Origin of the sequence: uncultured Caulobacter sp. (assembly GCF_947036865.1) — a bacterium.
Classification (GTDB): domain Bacteria; phylum Pseudomonadota; class Alphaproteobacteria; order Caulobacterales; family Caulobacteraceae; genus Caulobacter.
Genome location: NZ_CAMQSF010000037.1, coordinates 1 through 20,972, shown reverse-complemented (window position 1 = coordinate 20,972; position 20,972 = coordinate 1). Strand labels below are relative to the sequence as shown.

Genomic DNA, 20,972 nt, shown 5'->3' with positions numbered 1-20,972 from the left:
GTATTAAGTTGGAACGACATTTTTATTGGCGGCCCGGGAGGGACTCGAACCCCCGACCTTCGCTTTAGGAAAGCGCTGCTCTATCCTGCTGAGCTACCGGGCCGCGCGCGTCGCGGGCTTGGGTGCATAGCGCAAGATGACGGGCCTGCGAACCCCGTCATCCCCGCGCCGCGCGATTTGGACGGGCACCGGGGCTCGAGGCCTCGCCGGAAACGACAAGGCGCCGCATGGGGCGCCTAAACGTCGGGCGCGTCGTTCCAGCCCGCCATGCCCGCTCGCGTCTCGGCCCGCTCCAGCGCGATGGCCAGCTTGCGGCGGAAGTCGGCGGGATCGATCGTGAAGGGCTGGTTGACCTGGGCCTCGACCGAGAACAGCCTCGGCCGGCCGTCGGTGGGCAGGATGTAGCCGACGTCGTGGCCGCGGAAATTGGCGATCCGCGACTGCACGTCCGTCACCCAGTTCAACGACACGACCTGGCAGCCCTCGGGCGACAGCAGCGCGTTGTGCAGGCCCGAGCCGAATTCGCCCGCGACGAGACGGGCGCCGGCGAAGATCCGGGCCTGCTCCTCCCAGGGCAGGGTCTCGGGCCGCAACAGGGCAAGGCCCATCTCCTGGGCGATCCCCTCGATCTCGGCCTCGTTGGCCATCTCACGAAAGGCGGTCGGCGCGCGGACCCCGCCCCGGCTGACGAAGATCGCCTCGGGGCGGCCCGCCCGCGGCGAGGTCAGCGCCTCCTGTTCGAGGCCCCAGCGCAGCAGATCGTGGAACACGTAGTTCCGGTGCAGCATGGGCGGCAGCAGGGCGAGCCCGATCTCGACCGCTTCGTCGCGCGGATCGTAGGTGACGATCTCCAGGTCCGGCAGCATCCGCCGCGCGATCCTGGCCACGTAGGCCGGCGCGGTCGCGGGCAGCAGCAGCGGCGCGACGACCCCGGCGGCGTTCAGCGCGCGGATCACGAACAGCTTCGGATACATCTCGGTCAGCCAGTGACCCCAGACATAGTTGAAGTGGGTGATGACGAAGGCGCGATCCAGGCTTCTGGCGACCGGCGCGTCGAAGTCCCAACCCGCCCGCGCGATGTCGTGCTCGCACCAGTGGCGGACATAGTACGGGTACGGATCGTCGGCATAGACGAAGCGGTCGTCGAGCTTCAGGTGAGCCCCCGCGCCGCCGGCCACCGCGCGGCGGACGACCAGCAGGTCGACATCGGGCGCGGCCAGGTCGCCCGGCGCGTGCGGCAGGTTCAGCGCTTCGCCCGCGCAGGGCCAGGCCAGGGCGCGCGGGCGAACCGGCTGACCGCCCGCGACCAAGGGCGCGCGCGCCACGCGCTCCGCGCCGGCGAGGGCGCGCGCGAGGGGGAGGCGATCCGCGCCGGAAAGATCGACGCAGACGCTCATGGCGGCGCCAAGGCGTCCAGGAACGGCAGGAAGGCCTCGTCCACGCTCCAGGAAAAGGCGGTGTCCGGTCGGGGGCTGGGGTCCAGCGGCGTGTCGATCACCGCGCGCGGTCCAGAGGCGGAAAAGCCATGCCACTCCGCGCCGATCAGCTCGGCGAGGATGCGGCCCCAGGCGCTGCTGGTTCCGGGCGGCTGGATCTCAACCACCCGGGCGCCCGGCGCGCAGAACAACAGGTGCGCCAGGGCCGTCCCCGACGCCGACACCACCAGGCGCGCGCCGCGCAGCACCCCGACGAGCTGGCGGACGGTCAGCGTCTCGGGCCGGATGATCACGAAGCCGCGTTGGGCCAGCGCCCACTCGAACGCCGCCTCGTCGGTCATCACCGCGCGGGCGGCGTGATAGCCGCTGAGATAGACGCGCTCCCGCTCGCTCCAGGCCTCGACCCTGGCCGCGACGCGGTCGCGGATCTCGAGAACGCGCGGGTCGATCGCGGCGGGGAAGCCCGGTTCCGGCGGCAGCAGCGCCTCGCCCACGCGAACCAGGGGCGCGTCGACCACGAGGGGCATGACGCCGATCAGATCCAGCAGATCCGCCTGCCAGCGCGTGGGCGGGGGCATCAGCGCGGGCGCGTCGAGCGACAGGACGGCGGGCAGATTGGCCAGCAGGAAACGCGCATAGTTGCGCAGGCCGCGCCCGTCGGCGAACAGCGTCCCCCGCGCGATCTCGGGCGCGTTCGTGGGCGCGGTGAACAGGTTGACGGCCTCGCGCGGCGTGACGTGGGGCAGGCGCGACAGATCGGCCCCGAGGCTCGACACCGGCCGCGCGAGACTGGCGAAGACCTGGCCCGCATCGTCGAACGCCACGCCGGCGCCGGGAGCGTACCAGAGATTCCGATACATGCCCGCGCCGCCCGCGACCATGGTCAGGGGAACCCCGGTCGGCGCGCCGCGGGGCGCGGGGGCCAGGGCCTTCAGCCGCCGGTCGACCCGCCGGACGAGCCGGCCCACGCGGCTCACAGCTCGAAGCTCGCGCGATAGCCGGCGCGCGCGACGATGGCGGCGGTCAGCCGCTCGATCGCGTGCGCCGTGGTGCCGTCGACGCGGCCCAGTTCCGGCTCGAAGCCGATCTCGGCGTCCGAGAGGCCGGTCAAAGGCGCGAAGGCCTCCGTCCGTCCCCAGAACATCGAGCCGGCCGCGAACGGTGTCTCTGGGACGGGCTTCAGCCCCAGCCGCGCGGACAGGCGCGCCACGGCCGGGCGGTTGTTGTCCATGATGTCGGGATCGCCGAGCCGCATCCGCGCCTCGGACGCCGCCAGAAGACCCAGCCTAGGATCCTCGTCGAAGGCGCGCAGGGCCGCCGCCGCCGCCTCGCCGCCGAGCAGGCCGTCGACCAGTTCCGCCCGCCAGGCGTCGCCCTTTTCGCGGTGCGGCGAGCGCTTGGAGTGCACCTTGCAGAACACCGAATAGCCCAGGCCGCGCGCCCGGCGCAGGCTCTCGACGAAGGGCCGGATGTCGCGCCCCCGGTTCTCGGCGACGGCCAGATGCGCGGTCGGGAACGCTCGGGCGGCGCGGGCCAGATCGGCCTGCCTCCAGCTGTCGGGAACCGTGATCATCAGATCGAGACCGTCGGCGGTCGCGGCCAGGCGCTCGGCGAACCAGTCGATCAGCTCGGGATAGAACAGGTGGAGCAGGGTCACCGCTCGGGCGCGCTTGACGAAGCCGGACTGGGCCTTGGCGATGACCGGATGAGCGTCGGTCAGGCGCGGGAGATAGGCCGCCAGGGCCGTTCGGGTGGCGTGCAGATAGCCGTGGCCGAACCAGCGGTCGGGCTCGAGATAGGCCCCCTCGCCCCACTCGTTCCAGGCGTTGACGAACACCATCGCCTGGCCCTTGGGATGCTTGGCCTGGGCGTGGGCCAAGGCCCCCGACAACCAGCCCAGATAGCTTTCGGGATCGGCGTTGTGGAAGGCATGACCCGCCCAGGGCTTGCGGGCCTGGTTGTCCCAGCCCGGCATGACCCCCGGCACGAAAGCGGCGTCGACGGCGGCCAGCTCGTCCAGCTTGTGCCGCGCCACCGTCGGATAGTCATGGACCTTGCCCGTGAAGTTCGGATGCAGCGGGGTCACCCGCCGGGTGATCTCGCCCTCGACGATGGCGTGCGGCGGGAAGTCGACGATCCCGTCGAAGCCATGAGCCGCGTAGTCCTGGAAGCCGAAGGCCGTGGTGCACAGCAGGTGCAGCTCGCCGATCCCCATCGCCCGCGCCTGGTCGCGCCAGCGGTCGGTGGTGGCCTTGGCGTCCGGCAGGATCTCCGGCCGATAGAGCACCAGCAGCGGCTTGCCGCCGACCTTCAGATAGCGCGGGTCGCGGATATGGCGGGCCATGTCCTCGAACACGGCGCGGTCGTCCTCGGGCGAGTGGTCCTGGCCCATCAGGATGTCGCTCTCGTCGCCGTCCCAGCGCCGGGTCCAGTTCTCGTTGGCCCAGCACAGCGCGAACGGCAGATCCAGGCTCGGATCGGCCAGGAAGAGCTCCAGCGGCCTCTCCAGCAGCCGCTTGCCCGCGAACCAGTAGTAGTGGAAGCAGAAGGCGTGGACGCCGGCGCCCTTGGCCAGCTCGATCTGCTGGGCGATCACCTCGCGCTGGCGCAGATCGTAGAAGCCGAGATCGGCCGGCAAGCGCGGCTGATAATGGCCCAGGAACTGGGGCTGGGCCTTGGAGACGTTGGTCCACTCGGTGAAGCCCTTGCCCCACCAGGCGTCATTCTCCGGGAACGGATGAAACTGCGGCAGGTAGAAGGCCACGATCTTGGGCGCGTCGTCGGGCAGATGGATCGGCGCGGCGATCGGGGCGGCGTAGTGGGGACTGCGCAGGTTCTTCGCGACCTGGATCGCGTGGGCGTAGGTCGCCTGGACCGGACCCGCCTCGCCGCCGGGGCGATGGAGGCCTCGCGCGTTTCGCAGCGCTTCGCGGCCTCGCCGCCAAGCCTTGCCCAGGGGGCCGCGCAAGGGTCCCAGCAGCGGCTTGATCGTCTGGATCGCGGCGCCCTTCCAGCCGCGCGGGTCCTGGCCCAGATCGCCGATCCGGGTGACCTTGAAGTCCGAGACGGTGAACTGGCAGGGGCGTTCCGACGGGTCCAGCCGCAGGCCGTTCAGCCGCCAGCTTCGCGCCGGCAGAGCGGCGAACCAGCCGTCGGGTCCGGCCTTGAGCCGCGCATGGGAGTCCTCGGAGAAGCCGTCGCCCCAATCGGCGTAGAGCGCGGGCCGCACGAGTTCTTGCTCGGTCGCCTGGAGCTTCACGTCGACGCGCACCGCCTTGGCGCCGCGCAGCGCCGCGCGCTCGGCGCGACTGGGCCGCCACAGCATCTGCGGATCGCCGTCCGCCGCCGCCAGGATCGCGCGGCCCTCGGCGTCGACGCCCCGCGCCACGACATCGCGGCCAGGCTTCAGCACGCCGGAGACCCCCTGGGGCGACCGCTCGCTCATGCGGCCTGGGCGTCCCGATAGGCCAGCCAGTCCTCGGTCGAGCCGAGGAAGGCGATCTTGCCGGCCTGCAGTTCGCACACGCGGTTGCAGACGCGCTTGACCAGATCGTGGTCGTGGGTGGCCAGGACGACGATCTTGGCGTCCTCGACCATGCGGTGCATGCGGTCGGCGGCCTTCTGCACGAAGGCGGCGTCGCCGGCGCTGAGCCACTCATCCAGCACCAGGATGTCGGCCTCGAACTCGGTGGCCACGGCGAACATCAGCCGGGCCTGCATGCCGGCCGAATAGGTGCGGACCGGCAAATGGAGAAAGTCGCCGAGGCCCGAGAACTCGGCGATGGCGTCGATGCGGCTGTCGATCACCTTGCGCGACAGCCGCCGCATCAGGCCCAGCTTGTGGATGTTGCGAAGGCCCGTGGCCTCCATGTCGAGGCCCGCGTTGATGGCGATCATCGAGGTGATGTCGCCGTCGATCGAGAGCTCGCCCCGGGTGGGATGATAGATGCCGGCGATGACCTTCAGCAGGGTCGTCTTGCCCGAGCCGTTGTGACCCACGAGGGCGATGCGGTCGCCCTCGACGATGTCCAGATTGATGTCGTGCAGCGCCTTGACCGCCGCCACGTCGCCGGCGGCCTTATACATCTTGCCGCCCACGGCGAGGTTGAACACCGCGCTGCGCAGCGACTGCGAGCGCAGGCTGTAGACGAAATAGTCGAGGTCAACGTTCTTCAGAGTGATCCGATGCGTCATCCGCCCGCTCCTACAGCCAGAAGACCACGCGTTTGCGGAACATGGCCAGCAGGATCAGGGCGATCAGGGCCAGCACGCCCGCCGTGCCCAAGGTCCAGATCCAGTCCGCGAGCGCCGGCGCGTGCCCCATCAGCGGCGCGCGCAACAGCTCCACCTGATGCGCCAGCGGATTCAATTCCACCCAATGGCGCTTGCCCGGGCTGACATTGGCCGTCAACCAGAACACCGGCGTGACGTAGAACAGCAACTGGACCACATAGCTCATCATGTAGGCCACGTCGCGGAAGCGGGTCGACGGGATGGCGATGATGAAGCCCTGCAGGCAGACGATGACCAGCATCAGGGCGACGGCCGGGACCAGCGTCCAATGCGGGATGGCGAACCGGCGGATGATCAGCATCACCGCCCAGAACGCGATCGCCTGGAACAGGAAGTTCGTCGCCGCCTTCTGAGCGTGCAGGAAGACGTAGAAGCTGAGCGGCAGGCGCTGGCTCTGCATCAGGCCCGCGTTCATCAGGAAGATGGCCTGGGCCTCGGCGAGCGTGGTGCCGACCAGCGACCACGCCAGAAGGCCCGCCACGATCTGCGGATAGTTCTTCATGACGTCGACGCCCATCAGCATGCTGACGAGGAAGGCCAGGGCGAAGGCCACGACCAGCAGGTTGCAGGCCATCCAGAACGGACCGAGGATCGAGCGTTGGAAGCGCGAGGCGGTCTGGTCCAGGCCGAGCCGCCACCACAGCGGCGCGAGACGGATGCCGTCTCCCACGTCCTTCAGAGCCGCCATCAGGGGACTCGGCATTCCAAACCTTCCGCAAGACCTGTCCGCTTCGGACGGCGTCCGACGCGGAGAACAGGCCGCCTAAAAGAGAGCGCCCAAGGCGCGGCGGGCCGCGCTGGGCGGACGCCATCGGCGCCGGCAAGGGGCCTGCTTACAGAGCCCCGAGCCGCCCGACAATCGGTTTGCGAACGCCGCCGCCGATAAGTTGCGTAAAAACTTTAGCCGCCGACGCGCGCGCCGTCGCCGCCGCCGAAGCGACATGAATTCGCGGGGAAATCCGCTTAGGATGAGACCAGCGCCATTATTCGCAGCCTGAGGTCGAGACCATGTCCCGCGCCAAGCCGTTCAAGACCGCACTGACGGCGCCGCCGGTCTCGGCGGCGCTGGTCGCCCTCGCCGTCCTGGCCGTCGCGGAACCCGGAAAGCCCGCCAAGGCGGACGACGCTCCGCCGGCCGCGCCCGCCAAGGCGATCGTCGCCCGCGCCTGCCAGGGCTGCCACGAACTCGGCCAGGTGACGGAGGCGCGCCACACGCCGCAGGAATGGGCCGGCGTGATCCAGCGCATGCGGGCCAACGGCGCCGACCTGACGGACTCCGAGGCCAAGGAGGTCCAGGCCTATCTCGCCAAGACCTACGCCAAGGACCACTGACGCTCGCTCGAACGGCCGGACAAAACGACGAAGGGCGGGACCCGGCTTCGGATCCCGCCCTCGAGGCCTCGGCGACGCCGCCGCCTATTCCGCCGGCAGCGTCTGCTCGGTGCGCTTCTTCATCATCTCGTCGAAGCTGGTCCAGACGCCGTCGGCGCCGTGCCACTGGCCCTTGGTCGCGGCCTTGGAATATTCGGTCGCGCGGGCCTCGAAGAAGTTGGCGTGCTCGACGCCCGACAGCAGCGACTGCAGCCACGGCAGCGGGTTTTCCTTGACCCCATACACTTCCGGCAGCTGCAGCTGGCGCAGGCGCCAGTCGGCGATGAAGCGGATATAGGCCTTGATGTCGTCGGGGGTCATGCCCTGGACGTCGCCGGCCTCGAAGGCCAGGTCGATGAACTTGTCCTCCAAGCCGACCACGTGCTTGCAGCAGTCGACGATGTCGTCGGCCACGGCCTTGGTCACCGCGTTCGTTTCCTTGTTGAACGCGTGGTACAGCTTGATGATGCCGTCGCAGTGCAGGCTCTCGTCGCGGATCGACCACGAGACGATCTGGCCCATGCCCTTCATCTTGTTGAAGCGCGGGAAGTTCATCAGCATCGCGAACGAGGCGAACAGCTGCAGCCCCTCGGTGAAGCCGCCGAACATGGCCAGCGTGCGGCAGATGTCGGCGTTGGTCTCGACGCCGAAGGTCTGCATGTAGTCGTGCTTGGCCTTCATGGCCTCGTATTCCATGAACGCCGAGAACTCGGTCTCGGGCATGCCGATGGTCTCGAGGAGCAGGGCGTAGGCCGCGATATGGATCGTCTCCATGTTCGCGAACGAGGCCAGCATCATCTTCACTTCGGTCGGTTTGAACACCCGACCGTAGCGTTCCATGTAGTTGTCCTGCACCTCGACGTCGGACTGGGTGAAGAAGCGGAAGATCTGGGTCAGCAGATTCCGCTCCTTGTCGTTCAGCTTGACGGCCCAGTCCTTGAGGTCCTCGCCCAGCGGCACTTCCTCGGGCATCCAGTGGACCTGCTGCTGCTTCTTCCAGAAGTCGTAGGCCCACGGATAACGGAACGGCTTGTAGCCGCCCGAGGGGATCATCAGGCCAGGCAGGGCGTTAAGCTTGGCGGACATCGACAGCGGCTCCAAGGGCGGACGGACACGAATCGTGGCGGACGAGATAGGCTCTCTTGGTAACGCACCCAACCGGATCATCTAGTGGTCAGTTGGTCGCGGCACACAACATGTTGTGGGTAGTTTGCTAATCAATGGTTAACCCAGCATACACCATCTATGGCGCGCCTGGCTCGGGCTCCGTGCCCGTCGAAGCGGCCCTGACCCTGATCGGGCAGCCCTATTCGGTCATCGAAGCCCCGACTTGGGAAGGGGAATCCGAGCGCGCCAAGGTCGCGGCGATCAATCCCCTTAAGCAGATTCCGGCCCTGGTCACGCCGGGCGGCGAGACGATCACCGAGAGCGCCGCCATCCTGATCTGGCTGGCCGACCGCTATCCGGAGGCGGGCCTGGCCCCCACGACCGACGACCCGGCCCGCGCCCAGTTCCTGCGCTGGATGACCTTCATCCCGGCCTCGATCTATGCGCTCTACTGGATCAGCGACGAGCCCTCGCGGCTGGTGGGCGAAGACGAAGCGCTTCAAGCGATGGTCAAGGCCGCGATCAAGGACCGGATCGTCGACTGCTGGCGGATGATGGAGGCGCAGGTCTCGCCGGGGCGGTATCTGCTCGGCGACGAACTGACGGTGCTCGATCTCTATGTCACGGTTCTGAGCCGCTGGGGGCCTCGGCGGGTGCGGTTCTACGAGGCGGCGCCGAAGATGGCGGAGGTGGTGAAGCGGGTGGACGCGGATCCGAGGTTGGCGGGGTTCTGGGAGAAGCGGTTTCCGTTCTTTGACGGGTGGGAGCGGTTGGGGTCGGCGGGCCTAGCGGCCTCCGCAGAACCATGAAGTGGAGATGACGAACGCCTCCGCTTCATCAGGCGATGCAAACGGGCCGACCAACCGGCCAGAGTGCCTGTTCAGGAACGCGCCGTCTTCGTTCAACTCCCGCTCGTCGAGGTAGGTTTCGCCGCCTTTGAACTCAAGGATGTCAACGGCTCTCAGGCCGTCCTCGCTGTATAGAACACAAGCGCTACGATACTCCCGCCCCTGTAGATTGGACATGCCTCACCAGACCCGACCGCCCCGGTCGGGTGCGATCCTTAAATCTCTTGGAGGCCGCAGCGTGCAGGGCTGAGCAGGTCAGTCAAGGACGACGCTCCGCGTCGCCGCGCGGCGGCCGCCCGGAGGGCGGTCCTTGAGTGACCTGATCAGCCCTGCGATCGTCTCGCCGTGAGACTTAGGGGGCTCCTTCTCTGGGGGAGAAGGCAGCTCACGCCTCTTACCCCCACTCCGTTCTCCCCGGCGAATGCCGGGGCCCAGATTCATCCGGAGCGGTTGGGGTGAATGCGCGATTCGTCCGCGACAATCTCTCGGAGTCGGCGGACTCGATCTGGGCCCCGGCATTCGCCGGGGAGAACGGGGGATTTGGGTTGCGGCTCTGGCGGAGCGCGCCTCGGAAGCTCTAGAAACCCTCACCCTCCCCCGCCTTCTCCGTCGAGAGAAGGATCACGATCGCGGAACCCCATGGACCTCAGCCAGCTGGACGTCATCACGCGCGTCGCGGGCGCCACCCTGCTGCTGGCGCTGGGCGCGCTGCTGGCGCGGGATCCGCGCACGCGGCGGGTCGGGGTTTATTTCGCGCCGATGGCGCTGTGCCTCGTCGGCTTCCTGGCCGGCAACACGCCCGAGCCCACGCTGCGCCTGGCTGGGCCGTTGAGCCACGCGGCGGCGCTGATCGCCGGCTACGCGGCCGTCTTCCTGTGGTGGTTCTGCCTGGCGAGCTTCGACCCGACCTTCCGGCCGCGCGGCGGCGTGCTGGCGGCGGGCCTGGCCTGGCTGGTCATCGCCAGCGCCGATCGCGGCCTGCTTGGGCCGGGCCTGGCCAGCAAGGGCCTGTCCTGGGCGCTGATCGGCCTTGGCCTTTCGATGCTCGCCTACCTGATCTGGCGGCTGGTCCGCGACCGTTCGGGCGACCTGGTGGACGAGAGCCGGCGCGCGCGCTTGCTGGTCGTCGTCCTGCTGGCCGGCCAGTTGGGCGCCGACTTCCTGGTCGACCTGATCATGGGCCTCGACTGGGAACCGCAAGGCTTCACCATCGCCCAGAACGCCGCCCTGCTGGCCTTCGCCGTCTGGCTGGGCTTGCGCCTGCTGCCCGTCCCCGCCCCGGCCAACGCCCCCGCGCCCGCCGCCCTGCCCGCCCGGGGCGAGGAGGCCCGCCTGGCCGAACGCCTGCGGGTGCTGGTCGAGCTTGAGAAGGTCCATTTGGAACCCGACCTGACCTTCGCCGACTTCACGCGGCGGATGGGCGCGCCCGAGCGCGCCGTGCGTCAGCTGATCAATCACCGCCTGGGGCACGCGCACTTCCGTGCGTTCCTGAACGCGCTGCGCGTGGCCGAGGCCAAGCGCCGGCTGGCCGACCCGGCCCTGGCCAACGACAAGCTGATCGCCATCGCGATGGACAGCGGCTTTGCCTCGCTGGCCTCGTTCAACCGCGCCTTCCAGACGCTGGAGGGCCGGCCGCCCAGCGCCTTTCGCGGCCCGCCGACTCCCGAGGAACGCCCCGCCGTCTTTTGAGAAGCGCCCCCGGCCGGCGGCGGGCTAGGGCCAAGCCTCGATCTGAACGCGAGGCCAGTCATGGACGGCATCTTGAGCATCGGCGCGATCGTGGCGCTGCTTCTTCTGGCGGGCGGGGTCATCGCCGTATGGCGAGGCCCCGGCGGGGTATCGTGGCGATGGCTCGGCGCGGCGGCCGCCCTCGTCGTGCTGAACGACGCCCTGCTCACGCGGGTCTATCACCTGGCGCCGAACCTGATCCCCGGCCATTGGAACTGGCAGGGCAAGATCCTGGCGCTGACCGCCACCCTGGCCGTCGCCAGCCTGCCCGCCTTCGGCTGGCGAGCGAGCGGACTGACTGTCCGCCAGACCGACCTGAAGGCGCCGCTGATCGCCGCGACGCTCTACGCCCTGCTGTTCTTGGGCCTGGCCCTCGTCTCGCCGAACGAACCCTCGACGCTGGAGACCAAGGCCTTCCAACTGACCATGCCGGGCCTGGAGGAGGAGGCCTTCTATCGCGGGATCCTGCTTTTGGTCCTGGATCGCGCCTTCGCCGGCAGGGTGAGGTTTCTCGGCGTCGACTGGGGCTGGGGCGCGGCGCTGTCCTGCGCCCTGTTCGGCCTGGCCCACGCCCTGGACGTCTCGCACGGCAAGGTCGGGTTCGAGCCGCTGGTCTTCGCCCTCACCGCCGGGCCGTCCTTCATCGCCGTCTGGATCCGGCTGCGCACCGGAAGCCTCGTCCTGCCCGTGCTGATGCACAACTTCGGCAACGCGGCGTCGCTGTTCTTCTAGGGATTGGAAGCCGCCTCGAACACCGCCCGCTGCGCCGCGAACGCCCGCGCCCAGGCCGGCCGGGCCTCGGCGCGCGCGACATAGGCCGCCAGGTTCGGATAGTCCCCCACGATCCCCGACGAGCCCAGCCGCCGCAGCACCGTCACCATCATCAGGTCGCCGGCGCTGAAGTCGCCGTCCAGCCAGTCGGCCTCGCCCAGCCGGGCCGACAGCTGGGAGAGCCGATCGCGGACCGCCTGTTCCAGCCTCGGCTGGCGCGTCGCGAACCAGGGCTCGTCGCGCTCCAGCATGGCGGACATCGTAAGCTCGACGATCGGCGGCTGCACGGTGGCCTGGGCGGCGAACATCCACATGATCGCCCGCGACCGCGCGTCGCGATCGGCGGGCAGCAGGCCGGGATGAGACTCGCCGATGCGCAGCACGATGGCCCCGGATTCGAACAGCGAGAGACTCCCCTCCTCGTAGGTCGGGATCTGGCCGAACGGGTGCAGGGCCAGATGCGCCGGCGCCTTCATCTCGGCGAAGGTCACCAGGCGGACGTCGTAGGGCTGGCCCACCTCCTCCAGCGCCCAGCGCACCTGCATGTCGCGCGCCAGGCCCCGGCCGCGATCGGGCGAGGCCTTGAAGGCGGTGATGGTCGCGGTCATGGCGGTCTCCTGGCTTTCGTCGCCCCTAGGACGCGCCAGCCTAGGCGTTTCCGACACGCGGGACGACGGGGCGCGCGCCTGATAAGCAGGCGCCGATGCTGACCGATCCGCTGTTCTACGCCGTGGCGATTCCCGCCGTGATCCTGCTGGGCCTGGCCAAGGGCGGGTTCGCCGGCATCGGGGTGGTGGCCGTGCCGCTGATGGCCTTGGCCGTCTCGCCCGTGATGGCCGCCTCGATCACCCTCCCGATCTTGCTGGTGCAGGACGTGGTCAGCGTCTGGGCCTTCCGCAAAAGCTGGGACAAGGCCCTCCTGATCCTGATGCTGCCGGCGGCGGCGGTCGGCATTTTCCTGGGTTGGGCGCTGGCCGCCTTCGTCAAGGAAGCCGCCGTCGAACTGGCCGTCGGCCTGATCTCGGTGGCCTTCGCCCTGCAAAGGCTGTGGGCCGAGCGGGCGGTCAAGGCCGCCGACCAGGTCGAGGCCGTCCCGGGCCATCGGTGGCTGGGCGTGCTGTGCGGCGCGGCGGCGGGCTTCACCAGCCAGATCGCCCACGCCGGCGGACCGCCCTTCCAGATCTATGTCCTGCCGCGCCGCCTGCCGCGCGACACGTTCATCGGCACCAGCGCCCTGTTCTTCGCCGCCGTGAACTGGATGAAGGTTCCGGCCTATATCGCCCTGGGGGCCTTCACGCCCCAGGTGCTGGCCACGGCCGGGGTGCTGCTGCCGCTGGCCATCGCCTCGACCTGGGCCGGGGTCTGGCTGGTGCGCCGCGTGCCGGCCGAGGGCTTCTACAAGGTCATCTACCTGCTGCTGGTGGCGGTCGGCGGCAAGCTCATCTTCGACGGCGCGCGGGGCCTGCTTTTTTGAGCCGATTTCGCGCTCGGCGTGGCCCGCGCGCCCTTTCCCGGCCACGATGATCGACGCTTATATGTCACGGAACGAACCTAGCGTTCGGACGTACTGCAAATCGCATCGAGCGGGGCCATGACCGGGACCACCACCACCGACCTCGTCGTCGCGCAGCCGGCGACGCACTATCCGACGCCGGCCGCCAAGTGCGCCGACCTGATCGTGCACCTGGCCGGTCTGGCCTGCGCCCTGCTGGGCGGCGGCATCCTGCTGGGCCTGGCCTTCGGGCTCGGCAATCTCGCCCAGGTGGCCGCGGTCAGCGTCTATACCGTCGGCCTGATCCTGATGCTTTCGCTGTCGACCGCCTACAACTTCGCCAAGGCCCGCTGGCGCCCGCTGCTGCGCCGCTTCGACCACGCCGGCATCTTCGTGATGATCGCCGCTTCCTACACGCCGTTCACCACCCAGAACCTGCACGGCTGGTGGGCGATCGGCATGACCACGGCGGTCTGGACCGTCGCGGCCGTCGGCGTGTTCGCCAAGCTCTTTCTGCCGGGCCTGGACAAGCGTTTCTGGGTCGGCCTCTACCTCGCGCTCGGCTGGCTGGTGCTGGTCGCCATCAAGCCGATGATCGAGGGCCTGTCCTGGCCCGCCCTGCTACTGCTGGCGATCGGCGGCCTCGTCTATTCCACCGGAACCATCTTCTACCTGATGCGTCGCCTGAAGTTCCGCCGCGCGATCTGGCACGGCCACGTCATCGGCGGCGCGGGGCTGCACTACGCGGCGGTCCTGGTCGGGGTGGTGCTGGCCGGCGCGCGGTAGTCCCTTGGATCCGGCGGGCAAGATCAGCCGTCAGGGCTTCTTCCGCGACTGGAAGTCGACGGACCCGCTGCGTGGCAAGCGCCTGCCCGCGCCGCCGGTCGAGCGCCATGTCGAGGCCGCCGGCTTTCCCGGCGTGCGGCTGACGGTCGACCAGGCCGACGACACCCTGAGGCTCTGCGCCGATCGCCTGGCCCCGACGCGGTCGCTGCTGGGCCGCGACGAGTTCAACATCCTGGCGCTCTCCGGCGGCGCGTCGGGCGGCGCCTATGGCGCCGGCGTGTTGGCCGGTCTGACCAAGGCCGGACGCCGGCCAGACTTCGCCATCGTCACCGGCGTCAGCACCGGCGCCCTGATCGCGCCGCTGGCCTTCCTGGGTCCGGCCTGGGACGAGCGGCTGACCGACGCCTATGTCGGCGGCCACGCGGCCGAGCTGCTCAGCTTCCGGCGCCTCGGACCGGCGCTGGGCCCCAGCATCTTCAAGGGCGACGCCCTGGACGCCCTGGTCGAGGCCTTCGTCGACCACGAGATGCTGGAGGCCATCGGCGTCGAGCATCGCAAGGGCCGGCGCCTGCTGATCGCCACCACCAATCTCGACAGCCAGCGCGCCGTGGTCTGGGACATGGGCCAGATCGCCGCCCAGGGCGGCGACGAGGCGCTGAAGCTGTTCCGCACCCTGCTGGTGGCCTCGTCGTCGGTGCCCGGCATCCTGCCGCCCAAGCTGATCGAGGTCGAGGTCGGCGGCGAGCGCTATCAGGAGATGCATGTCGACGGCGGGGTGGCCGCGCCGCTGTTCCTGATGCCCGACGCCCTGCTGCACTGGCGCAACCTCGGCTCCCGTTTCCGGCGCGGCCGGGTCTATGTGATCGTCAATACGGTGCTGGATCCGTCGACCCAGTCGACCCCGCCCGGCGTGGCCTCGATCATGAGCCGCAGCTTCGACACCATGCTGCGGTTCTCGTACCGACAGGCCCTGAGCCTGGCCGCCGGCTTCTGCACGCGCCACAACCTGCCGCTTAGCGTCGCCTCGATCCCGACCGCCTTCGAGGGCACGAACCTGCTGAAGTTCGAGACCGAGCTGATGCGGAGCATCTATGACGCCGGCCACGCCCAGGCGCTGGACGGCGCGGCCTGGACCAGCGCGGTCGAGGAGCAAAGCCTCTGGCGCGGGCTCTTCAAGAAGCAGGTCCCGCCGATGGCGACCGCCGGCACGGGCGTGATGATCCGCGACCAGCCGGGGCCGGTCGGCGTCGAGGCGCCGCTGGAGCCCTGACGGGGTCGGCGGCGGCGCGGACGAAACTGCTCACCCCTTGGGCGCGGCGAGGTTGATCGCCCCCGGACGGTTCTCAAGCGTCGCCGGCCGTGCTTCGATGCCGCCCTGACGAACAGGAGGGGCGCTCATGCGGTTATCGACAGGACTTCTGACGACCTTGGCCTTGGCCGCGCCCTTGGCCGCGCGCGCCCAGGACGCGCCCTTGCGGCCGGATCAGGCAGCGTTCCGGGCGCTCTACCAGGAGCTCGTCGAGACCGACACCAGCGTCACGACCGGCAGCTGCACCGCCTTGGCGGACAAGATCGAGGTCCGGCTGCGCGCGGCGGGCTATGGCGACGGCCAGATCACGCGTTTTTCCGTTCCCGACTATCCCAAGGAAGGCGGCATCGTGGTCGTGCTGCCGGGAACGTCGAAGACGCTGAAGCCGCTGCTGCTGCTCGGCCATCTCGACGTGGTGGTGGCCAAGCGCGAGGACTGGACGCGCGATCCGTACAAGCTGATCGAGGAAAACGGCTATTTCTACGGCCGGGGCACGTCGGACATGAAGGCCATGGACGCCATCTGGATCGACGCCATGACCCGCTTCAAGGCCCAGGGCTATCGCCCCAAACGCGCGATCAAGCTGGCCCTGACCTGCGGCGAGGAGGGCGGGTCGCCGTTCAACGGGGCCGAGTGGCTGACCAAGAACCGGCCGGACCTGATCGACGCGGCCTTCGCGCTGAACGAGGGCGGCGGCGGGCGCACCGACGGCAAGGGCAAGGTGCTGACCGCCGGCATGCACGTCGGCGAGAAGGCTGTGGCGCAGTTCAAGGTCGAGACGACCAATCCGGGCGGCCACAGTTCGGTCCCGATCCGCGACAACGCCATCTACGAGCTGGCCGACGCCCTGGCCAGGATCCGCGACCTGGAATTCCCGCTGCGGATGAGCCCGACGACCCAGGCCTTCTTCGCCCGGGCCGGCGCGGCGCGGGGCGACGACCTGGGCGAGGCGATGGTCGCCCTGTCCAAGGACCCGACCGACAAGGCGGCCGAGGCCATCGTCAACACCGACCGCAGCTACCACTCGATGCTGCGCACCACCTGCGTGGCGACCAGGCTGGAGGGCGGCCACGCCGACAACGCCCTGCCCCAGCGCGCCGCCGCCAACATCAACTGCCGGGTCTTCCCCGGCGACACCGTCGAGGGCGTGCAAGCCGCTCTGGTGGCGGCGATCAACGATCCCAAGGTCAAGGTCACGGCCAGGCCGGGTCGCGGACCGCTGGCCAAGCCGCCGCCGCTGGACCCCAAGGTGATCGGCCCGGCCGAGAAGCTGGTCGCCAAGTACTATCCGGGCGCGACGCTGGTCCCCACCATGTCGACCGGCGCCACGGACGGCATCTTCCTCGAGGCGATCGGCATCCCGTCCTACGGCCCGCCGGGCACCTTCGGCGATCCGGACGGCAACGGCACGCACGGGCTCAACGAGCGCCTGGCGGTGCGGGCGCTCTATACGGGTCGCGAGTTGCTGACCGAACTGGTGAAGATCTACGCCGACGCCGACTAGAAGAAGGCTCGCGAGCGAAGGGGGCGCAGGCTTCGGCTCACGCCTTCTTCAGCCAGCGCGCCCGCAGCTTGGCGACGTTCGGCGGATCCGCGCGGAAGTCGGCGGCCAGGCCCAGGCGCGCGTTGCACGCCGGGCAGCGGACGGAGTCCGTGTCGGCCAGCTCGGCGGGCGGATCGAAGCGGGCGCCGCAGGGCTTGCACTTCCAGTCCCCCGTCGGCGGGGGCGGGGCTGGTTCGGGCTGCGGCGCCTGAGGCGTGAAGACCGTCGTGCGCGCCGACGGCTTGACCATGCGCTCGAGCGGCGGCGGCCCGCCGGGGGCGGCTACCGGGCTCTTCAGGCTCAGGGTCTTGCGGCGCGGGGGCTCGCTGTCGCTCATGACGTCGGTTGGCGGCTCGTGGACGGGAACCCCGGCTAGCTGCATGAAAGCCGTCCGGAACACAAGCTTTTACGGCGCGCGCGGCCCTACCAGCGCGGCTTGAGGCTGAACGACAGGGCCACGACGTCGTCCTTCTGGGTGGCCAGGCCCATGATGCCGTCCTTGGCCTTGATCGACCGGTGGATATAGCCCAGCGAGGCCTGCATCGGCCCGCGCCGCCACGCCACGCCGGCCTGGCTGTCGCCGATCAGCTTGCTGGTGGTGTCCTGGGTCAGGCCCGCGCGGCTCCAGTCGCCGTTCTGGCCGCGCAGCATGTTCAGGCCCACGGCCCGGCCGCTGGCGGCCGCGAAGATGTACCACCGGCCACGGTCGCCGAAGGTCTGGGCCCCGTCATGGACGCCCAGCGCCTCGTGGACGCGGTCGCTCATGTTCCGCTTCTTGCCCAGACGCAGCGTGGCCCCCGCCTCCGCGGAGCCGCCGGCCCCGCCGAAGCCGAGGCCCGCGTGCGGCGTGACGTCGAGCGCGTATCTGGAGCCCTCCAGGCTGACCACCGAGGGCCAGCCACGGGTGACGGTCACGTCGACATCGCGCACCTCGTAGCCGTCGCGGTCCGGGCGAACCAAGGTCAAGGGCGCGAAGGCGGCCGTGGGCGCGATGCCGGCGACCGAAACCCGCACGGAGTCGATCGGGCCGCCGGGCTCGGCCTGACGGCTGAACCCGTTGGACCGCCAGCTGACGGGACCGGCGCTCTCGTAGAAGCGGTCGGTGTCGAGAATGCGCGCGTCTCCCGCCAGGGCGGGCGTGACGGAAAAGCCCCCGTCGATCCGCGCCTCGGGCGCGTCGACGTCGCGGGCGAGGAAGCCAACCGCGCTGGCGAGATTCAGCGGCCGCGGGCTCTCGGGCTTGACCTGGAAGGACATCACGGCCGGGGCCTTGCCCCCGGCGCCGGCGGCGGTCGTCTCGGCCGCGCCGGCTGCGCGGCCGCTCACGACGGCCAGGGCGATGGCCGAAAGCACAAGGACGGTTCGCTCCCCAGCGGTCCGCATCCGAGATTCCCCAATCCCAACGGAAGGCCAGCCTACGCGCTTGTGGCCGTCTGTCCACCGCGACGAAAGCGCGCGTGGTGAATCGGCGGGCAGGCGATGCGTTCCTGGGCGATGCACGAAAGAAAACGGCGGCGCGATCCGCATCGCGCCGCCGTTCGCATCTTCGTCGCCTCGCCGCTTACTGGCAGGCCAGGCATTCCTCGTAGTCGGTCTTGGACGGCGCGTCGAAGCCGCTCGTCGCCGCCTTGTCCTCGGCGCCGGCGTAGGCGGCGCGCTGCACCGACTTGGAGCGCAGATAGTACAGCGACTTGACGCCCCGCTCCCACGCCATCCAGTGCAGCATGTGCAGGTCCCACTTGTCGACGTCGCCCGGCAGGAAGACGTTGACCGACTGGCTCTGGCAGATTTCCGGCGTGCGATCGGCGGCCAGCTCGATGACCCAGCGCTGGTCCAGTTCGAAGGCGGTCTTGTAGACGTCCTTCTCGTCCTGGCTGAGGAAGTCCAGGTGCTGGACCGAGCCCTCGTGCTCCAGGATCGAGCCCCACACCGCGTCGGTGTTCTGGCCCTTCTCCTCCAGCAGCTTCTCCAGATAGGGGTTCTTCACCGCGAACGAGCCCGACAGGGTCTTGTGGGTGTAGATATTGGCGGGGATCGGCTCGATGCCGGCGCTGGTCCCGCCGCAGATGATCGAGATCGACGCCGTCGGCGCGATGGCCAGCTTGTGCGAGAAGCGTTCCATCGAGCCGCGCTCGGCGGCGTCCGGGCACGGGCCCTTCTCCTGGCCCAGCGCGATCGAGGCCTTGTCGGCCTCGCGGCGCAGGTGCTTGAACATCCGCATGTTCCAGCTCTTGGCCAGCGCGCTCTCGAATGGCACGTTCTGGCTCTGCAGGAAGCTGTGGAAGCCCATCAGGCCCAGGCCCACCGAGCGCTCGCGCATGGCGGCGTAGGCGGCCGCCGCGGCGGCGTCGGGCGCGCGATCGATGAAGTCCTGCAGCACGTTGTCGAGGAAGCGCATGACGTCCTCGATGAAGGTCGGGTGGTCGCGCCACTCCAGGAAGGTCTCGGCGTTGACGCTGGACAGGCAGCAGACGGCGGTGCGCTCGTTGCCCAGGTGGTCGGTCCCGGTGTGCAGCATGATCTCGCTGCACAGGTTCGACTGGCGCACCTGCAGGCCCAGCTCGCGCTGGAACGACGGCATGGCGCGGTTCACGCTGTCGGAGAAGATCAGATAGGGCTCGCCGGTCTGCAGGCGCAGTTCGAGGATCTTCTGCCACAGGGCGCGGGCGTCGACCTCGCGCAGCACCTCGCCCGTCTTGGGCGAGCGCAAGCCGAACTTCGTCCCGTCACGGACGGCGAACATGAATTCGTCGGTGATGTTCAGGCCGTGGTGCAGGTTCAGGGACTTGCGGTTGAAGTCGCCCGACGGCTTGCGGATCTCGAGGAACTCCTCGATCTCGGGATGGTGGACGTCCAGATAGACGGCGGCCGAGCCACGACGCAGCGAGCCTTGCGAAATCGCCAGGGTCAGCGAGTCCATCACGCGGATGAACGGGATGATGCCCGAGGTCTGGCCTTGGCCCTTGACCTTCTCGCCGATCGAGCGGACGCCGCCCCAGTAGGTGCCGATCCCGCCGCCGTTGGCCGCCAGCCAGACATTCTCGTTCCAGACGCTCAGGATGCCGTCCAGGCTGTCGTTGACGGCGTTCAGGAAGCAGCTGATCGGCAGGCCGCGGTCGGCGCCGCCGTTCGACAGCACGGGCGTCGCCGGCATGAACCACAGGCGGCTCATATAGTCGTAGACGCGCTGGGCGTGGTCGGCGTCGTCGGCGAAGGCCGTGGAGACGCGCGCGAACATGTCCTGGTAGGACTCGCCCGGCAGCAGATAGCGGTCTTCCAGCGTGGTCTTGCCGAAGTCGGTCAGCAGGGCGTCGCGCGAGCGGTCGACCTCGACCTTGCGCACCAGCGCCAGCTGCGGGCGCTTGGCGGGCTTGATCGCCGCCAGACGGGCCTCGTTACGGACGTTCGACTTCACCGCTTCACTGCCGTTCATGACCAAAATCCATGCTCAATCAGCGTGTTCCGGAGAAGGAAATATCCTCGCCAGCCGCTATATCTTGTGGCTGAGGAGCCCCCTCAACCCAAATATGGGGCCACACTGGTGAATGACTCGTCAACGGCCCGAACGCGAGTTTTTCGTTAACAAGCTGTGAACGGGGGCAACTTGCCTAGGCGGGACAAGGGGTTGCCTCGACGAACTTTTTTCACTCGCGACAGACCGTCGCAAGAGGCCCTCGGACATCCGCCCCCGGACAACGTCGTTCGTTCACAGGCGCGTCGCGGGCCGCGTCCCGGCCCGCTTGGCGTACGCCGCCTCGGCCCGCCCGCGCCGGCGCTCCGACCCCGCCGGCCGCGCCAAGGGTCCGGACAAAAAGAAAGGGCCCGGCGTCGCCGCCAGGCCCTCCCAATCGGTCTGTCGATTCGATCTTAGAAGTTGATCGAGATCGTCGAACGGCGGTTCAGCGGTTCCTTCACGCCATCGCCGGTGGCGACGGCCGGAGCGCTTTCACCCTTCCAGTCCACGGCCAGGGCGCCAGCGGCGACGCCTTGACCCACCAGAGCGTCGGCGACGGCCTTGGCGCGGCGTTCCGAGAGCTTGATGTTGTACTTGGCCGAGCCCGAGGTGTCGGTGTGACCGACGACCACGATCTTGGTCGCGTGACCGTCATTGGCGTACTTCGCGGCCTCGGTGACCACCGACGTCGCTTCCGGCGTCAGGATCGACTGATCGAACGGGAAGTACACGATGAACTCGCGGGCCTCATACTGCGGCGGCGGCGGAGGCGGCGGCGGCGGGGGAGGCGGCGGAGGCGGAGGCGGCGGCGGCGGGGGAGGCGGCGGCGGCGGG

19 protein-coding genes and 1 tRNA gene are annotated in these 20,972 nt (G+C 69.4%); 8 read left to right on the top strand and 12 right to left on the bottom strand.

Annotation, left to right across the window (positions count from 1 at the left end; translation table 11 throughout):
* Positions 1–26: 26 nt before the first annotated feature.
* The 6 genes from Q0V34_RS16475 to Q0V34_RS16450 all read right to left on the bottom strand — a co-directional run bounded on the left by Q0V34_RS16475 (position 27) and on the right by Q0V34_RS16450 (position 6,432).
* Positions 27–103 (bottom strand) — tRNA-Arg (locus Q0V34_RS16475).
* Between the two features lie 133 nt (positions 104–236).
* Entirely contained in the window at positions 237–1,397 is a 1,161-nt protein-coding gene (locus Q0V34_RS16470) for a DUF563 domain-containing protein (RefSeq protein WP_297513986.1), read from the bottom strand.
* Complete coding sequence (locus Q0V34_RS16465; protein ID WP_297513983.1) at positions 1,394–2,404, bottom strand: glycosyltransferase 61 family protein; 1,011 nt, start codon at positions 2,402–2,404, stop codon at positions 1,394–1,396. Before Q0V34_RS16465 ends, Q0V34_RS16470 begins: the two co-directional genes overlap by 4 nt.
* 5 nt (positions 2,405–2,409) lie before the next feature.
* Positions 2,410–4,881 (bottom strand): glycoside hydrolase family 99-like domain-containing protein, encoded by a 2,472-nt coding sequence (locus tag Q0V34_RS16460; RefSeq protein WP_297513980.1) that lies wholly within the window; start codon positions 4,879–4,881, stop codon positions 2,410–2,412.
* Positions 4,878–5,630: an ABC transporter ATP-binding protein gene (locus Q0V34_RS16455; protein ID WP_297513978.1), complete on the bottom strand. Its 753-nt coding sequence runs from the start codon at positions 5,628–5,630 to the stop codon at positions 4,878–4,880. The genes Q0V34_RS16460 and Q0V34_RS16455 overlap by 4 nt, the downstream gene beginning before the upstream one ends.
* Positions 5,631–5,640: 10 nt before the next feature.
* Positions 5,641–6,432, bottom strand: a complete 792-nt coding sequence (locus tag Q0V34_RS16450; RefSeq protein WP_297513976.1) for an ABC transporter permease — start codon at positions 6,430–6,432, stop codon at positions 5,641–5,643.
* Positions 6,433–6,737: 305 nt separating this feature from the next.
* Between Q0V34_RS16450 and Q0V34_RS16445 the strand changes: the two genes are divergently transcribed.
* Positions 6,738–7,061 (top strand): hypothetical protein, encoded by a 324-nt coding sequence (locus Q0V34_RS16445; protein ID WP_297513973.1) that lies wholly within the window; start codon positions 6,738–6,740, stop codon positions 7,059–7,061.
* Positions 7,062–7,145: 84 nt separating this feature from the next.
* On the opposite strand, the gene Q0V34_RS16440 is transcribed toward Q0V34_RS16445, so the two are convergent.
* The gene (locus Q0V34_RS16440) at positions 7,146–8,186 is read right to left on the bottom strand and encodes a ribonucleotide-diphosphate reductase subunit beta (protein WP_297513970.1); all 1,041 of its coding nucleotides are present in this window, start codon (positions 8,184–8,186) and stop codon (positions 7,146–7,148) included.
* Positions 8,187–8,320: 134 nt separating this feature from the next.
* Between Q0V34_RS16440 and Q0V34_RS16435 the strand changes: the two genes are divergently transcribed.
* The 3 genes from Q0V34_RS16435 to Q0V34_RS16425 all read left to right on the top strand — a co-directional run bounded on the left by Q0V34_RS16435 (position 8,321) and on the right by Q0V34_RS16425 (position 11,515).
* Positions 8,321–9,016, top strand: a complete 696-nt coding sequence (locus tag Q0V34_RS16435) for a glutathione S-transferase family protein (RefSeq protein WP_297513967.1) — start codon at positions 8,321–8,323, stop codon at positions 9,014–9,016.
* 678 nt (positions 9,017–9,694) lie between these two features.
* Positions 9,695–10,744: a helix-turn-helix domain-containing protein gene (locus Q0V34_RS16430; protein WP_297513964.1), complete on the top strand. Its 1,050-nt coding sequence runs from the start codon at positions 9,695–9,697 to the stop codon at positions 10,742–10,744.
* A 60-nt stretch (positions 10,745–10,804) separates the two neighbouring features.
* Positions 10,805–11,515, top strand: coding sequence for a CPBP family intramembrane glutamic endopeptidase (locus Q0V34_RS16425; RefSeq protein WP_297513962.1), 711 nt, complete (start codon positions 10,805–10,807; stop codon positions 11,513–11,515).
* Here the strand turns inward: Q0V34_RS16425 and Q0V34_RS16420 are convergent.
* Positions 11,512–12,162: a glutathione S-transferase family protein gene (locus Q0V34_RS16420; protein WP_297513959.1), complete on the bottom strand. Its 651-nt coding sequence runs from the start codon at positions 12,160–12,162 to the stop codon at positions 11,512–11,514. The two genes, Q0V34_RS16425 and Q0V34_RS16420, sit on opposite strands and share 4 nt — an antisense overlap.
* A gap of 95 nt (positions 12,163–12,257) precedes the next feature.
* On the opposite strand from Q0V34_RS16420, the gene Q0V34_RS16415 reads away from it, so the two are divergent.
* From Q0V34_RS16415 to Q0V34_RS16400, 4 genes are all read left to right on the top strand, one after another.
* On the top strand, positions 12,258–13,028 hold the full coding sequence (locus tag Q0V34_RS16415; RefSeq protein WP_297513956.1) for a sulfite exporter TauE/SafE family protein: 771 nt from the start codon (positions 12,258–12,260) through the stop codon (positions 13,026–13,028).
* Positions 13,029–13,145: 117 nt separating this feature from the next.
* Positions 13,146–13,832: a hemolysin III family protein gene (locus Q0V34_RS16410; RefSeq protein WP_297513954.1), complete on the top strand. Its 687-nt coding sequence runs from the start codon at positions 13,146–13,148 to the stop codon at positions 13,830–13,832.
* A gap of 4 nt (positions 13,833–13,836) precedes the next feature.
* A complete protein-coding gene (locus Q0V34_RS16405; protein ID WP_297513951.1) occupies positions 13,837–15,102 on the top strand; it encodes a patatin-like phospholipase family protein in 1,266 nt (421 codons plus the stop codon).
* Positions 15,103–15,229: 127 nt separating this feature from the next.
* Entirely contained in the window at positions 15,230–16,645 is a 1,416-nt protein-coding gene (locus tag Q0V34_RS16400; protein WP_297513948.1) for a M20/M25/M40 family metallo-hydrolase, read from the top strand.
* Between the two features lie 37 nt (positions 16,646–16,682).
* Here the strand turns inward: Q0V34_RS16400 and Q0V34_RS16395 are convergent, their stop codons facing one another.
* From Q0V34_RS16395 to Q0V34_RS16380, 4 genes are all read right to left on the bottom strand, one after another.
* Entirely contained in the window at positions 16,683–17,021 is a 339-nt protein-coding gene (locus tag Q0V34_RS16395; protein WP_297514027.1) for a hypothetical protein, read from the bottom strand.
* 86 nt (positions 17,022–17,107) lie between these two features.
* Entirely contained in the window at positions 17,108–18,037 is a 930-nt protein-coding gene (locus Q0V34_RS16390; protein ID WP_367272077.1) for a lipid A-modifier LpxR family protein, read from the bottom strand.
* A 208-nt stretch (positions 18,038–18,245) separates the two neighbouring features.
* Positions 18,246–20,123 (bottom strand): ribonucleoside-diphosphate reductase subunit alpha, encoded by a 1,878-nt coding sequence (locus tag Q0V34_RS16385; protein WP_297513942.1) that lies wholly within the window; start codon positions 20,121–20,123, stop codon positions 18,246–18,248.
* Positions 20,124–20,551: 428 nt separating this feature from the next.
* Positions 20,552–20,972 (bottom strand): OmpA family protein (locus Q0V34_RS16380; RefSeq protein ID WP_297513939.1); only part of this gene is annotated, 421 nt, incomplete at its 5' end.

What these genes read in the sequence shown, in the direction of transcription:
- Q0V34_RS16470 (WP_297513986.1), bottom strand. Translation starts at nt 1,397, where the DNA reads ATGAGCGTCTGCGTCGATCTTTCCGGCGCGGATCGCCTCCCCCTCGCG.
- Q0V34_RS16460 (WP_297513980.1), bottom strand. Translation starts at nt 4,881, where the DNA reads ATGAGCGAGCGGTCGCCCCAGGGGGTCTCCGGCGTGCTGAAGCCTGGC.
- Q0V34_RS16455 (WP_297513978.1), bottom strand. Translation starts at nt 5,630, where the DNA reads ATGACGCATCGGATCACTCTGAAGAACGTTGACCTCGACTATTTCGTC.
- Q0V34_RS16450 (WP_297513976.1), bottom strand. Translation starts at nt 6,432, where the DNA reads ATGCCGAGTCCCCTGATGGCGGCTCTGAAGGACGTGGGAGACGGCATC.
- Q0V34_RS16445 (WP_297513973.1), top strand. Translation starts at nt 6,738, where the DNA reads ATGTCCCGCGCCAAGCCGTTCAAGACCGCACTGACGGCGCCGCCGGTC.
- Q0V34_RS16440 (WP_297513970.1), bottom strand. Translation starts at nt 8,186, where the DNA reads ATGTCCGCCAAGCTTAACGCCCTGCCTGGCCTGATGATCCCCTCGGGC.
- Q0V34_RS16435 (WP_297513967.1), top strand. Translation starts at nt 8,321, where the DNA reads ATGGTTAACCCAGCATACACCATCTATGGCGCGCCTGGCTCGGGCTCC.
- Q0V34_RS16430 (WP_297513964.1), top strand. Translation starts at nt 9,695, where the DNA reads ATGGACCTCAGCCAGCTGGACGTCATCACGCGCGTCGCGGGCGCCACC.
- Q0V34_RS16425 (WP_297513962.1), top strand. Translation starts at nt 10,805, where the DNA reads ATGGACGGCATCTTGAGCATCGGCGCGATCGTGGCGCTGCTTCTTCTG.
- Q0V34_RS16420 (WP_297513959.1), bottom strand. Translation starts at nt 12,162, where the DNA reads ATGACCGCGACCATCACCGCCTTCAAGGCCTCGCCCGATCGCGGCCGG.
- Q0V34_RS16415 (WP_297513956.1), top strand. Translation starts at nt 12,258, where the DNA reads ATGCTGACCGATCCGCTGTTCTACGCCGTGGCGATTCCCGCCGTGATC.
- Q0V34_RS16410 (WP_297513954.1), top strand. Translation starts at nt 13,146, where the DNA reads ATGACCGGGACCACCACCACCGACCTCGTCGTCGCGCAGCCGGCGACG.
- Q0V34_RS16400 (WP_297513948.1), top strand. Translation starts at nt 15,230, where the DNA reads ATGCGGTTATCGACAGGACTTCTGACGACCTTGGCCTTGGCCGCGCCC.
- Q0V34_RS16395 (WP_297514027.1), bottom strand. Translation starts at nt 17,021, where the DNA reads ATGAGCGACAGCGAGCCCCCGCGCCGCAAGACCCTGAGCCTGAAGAGC.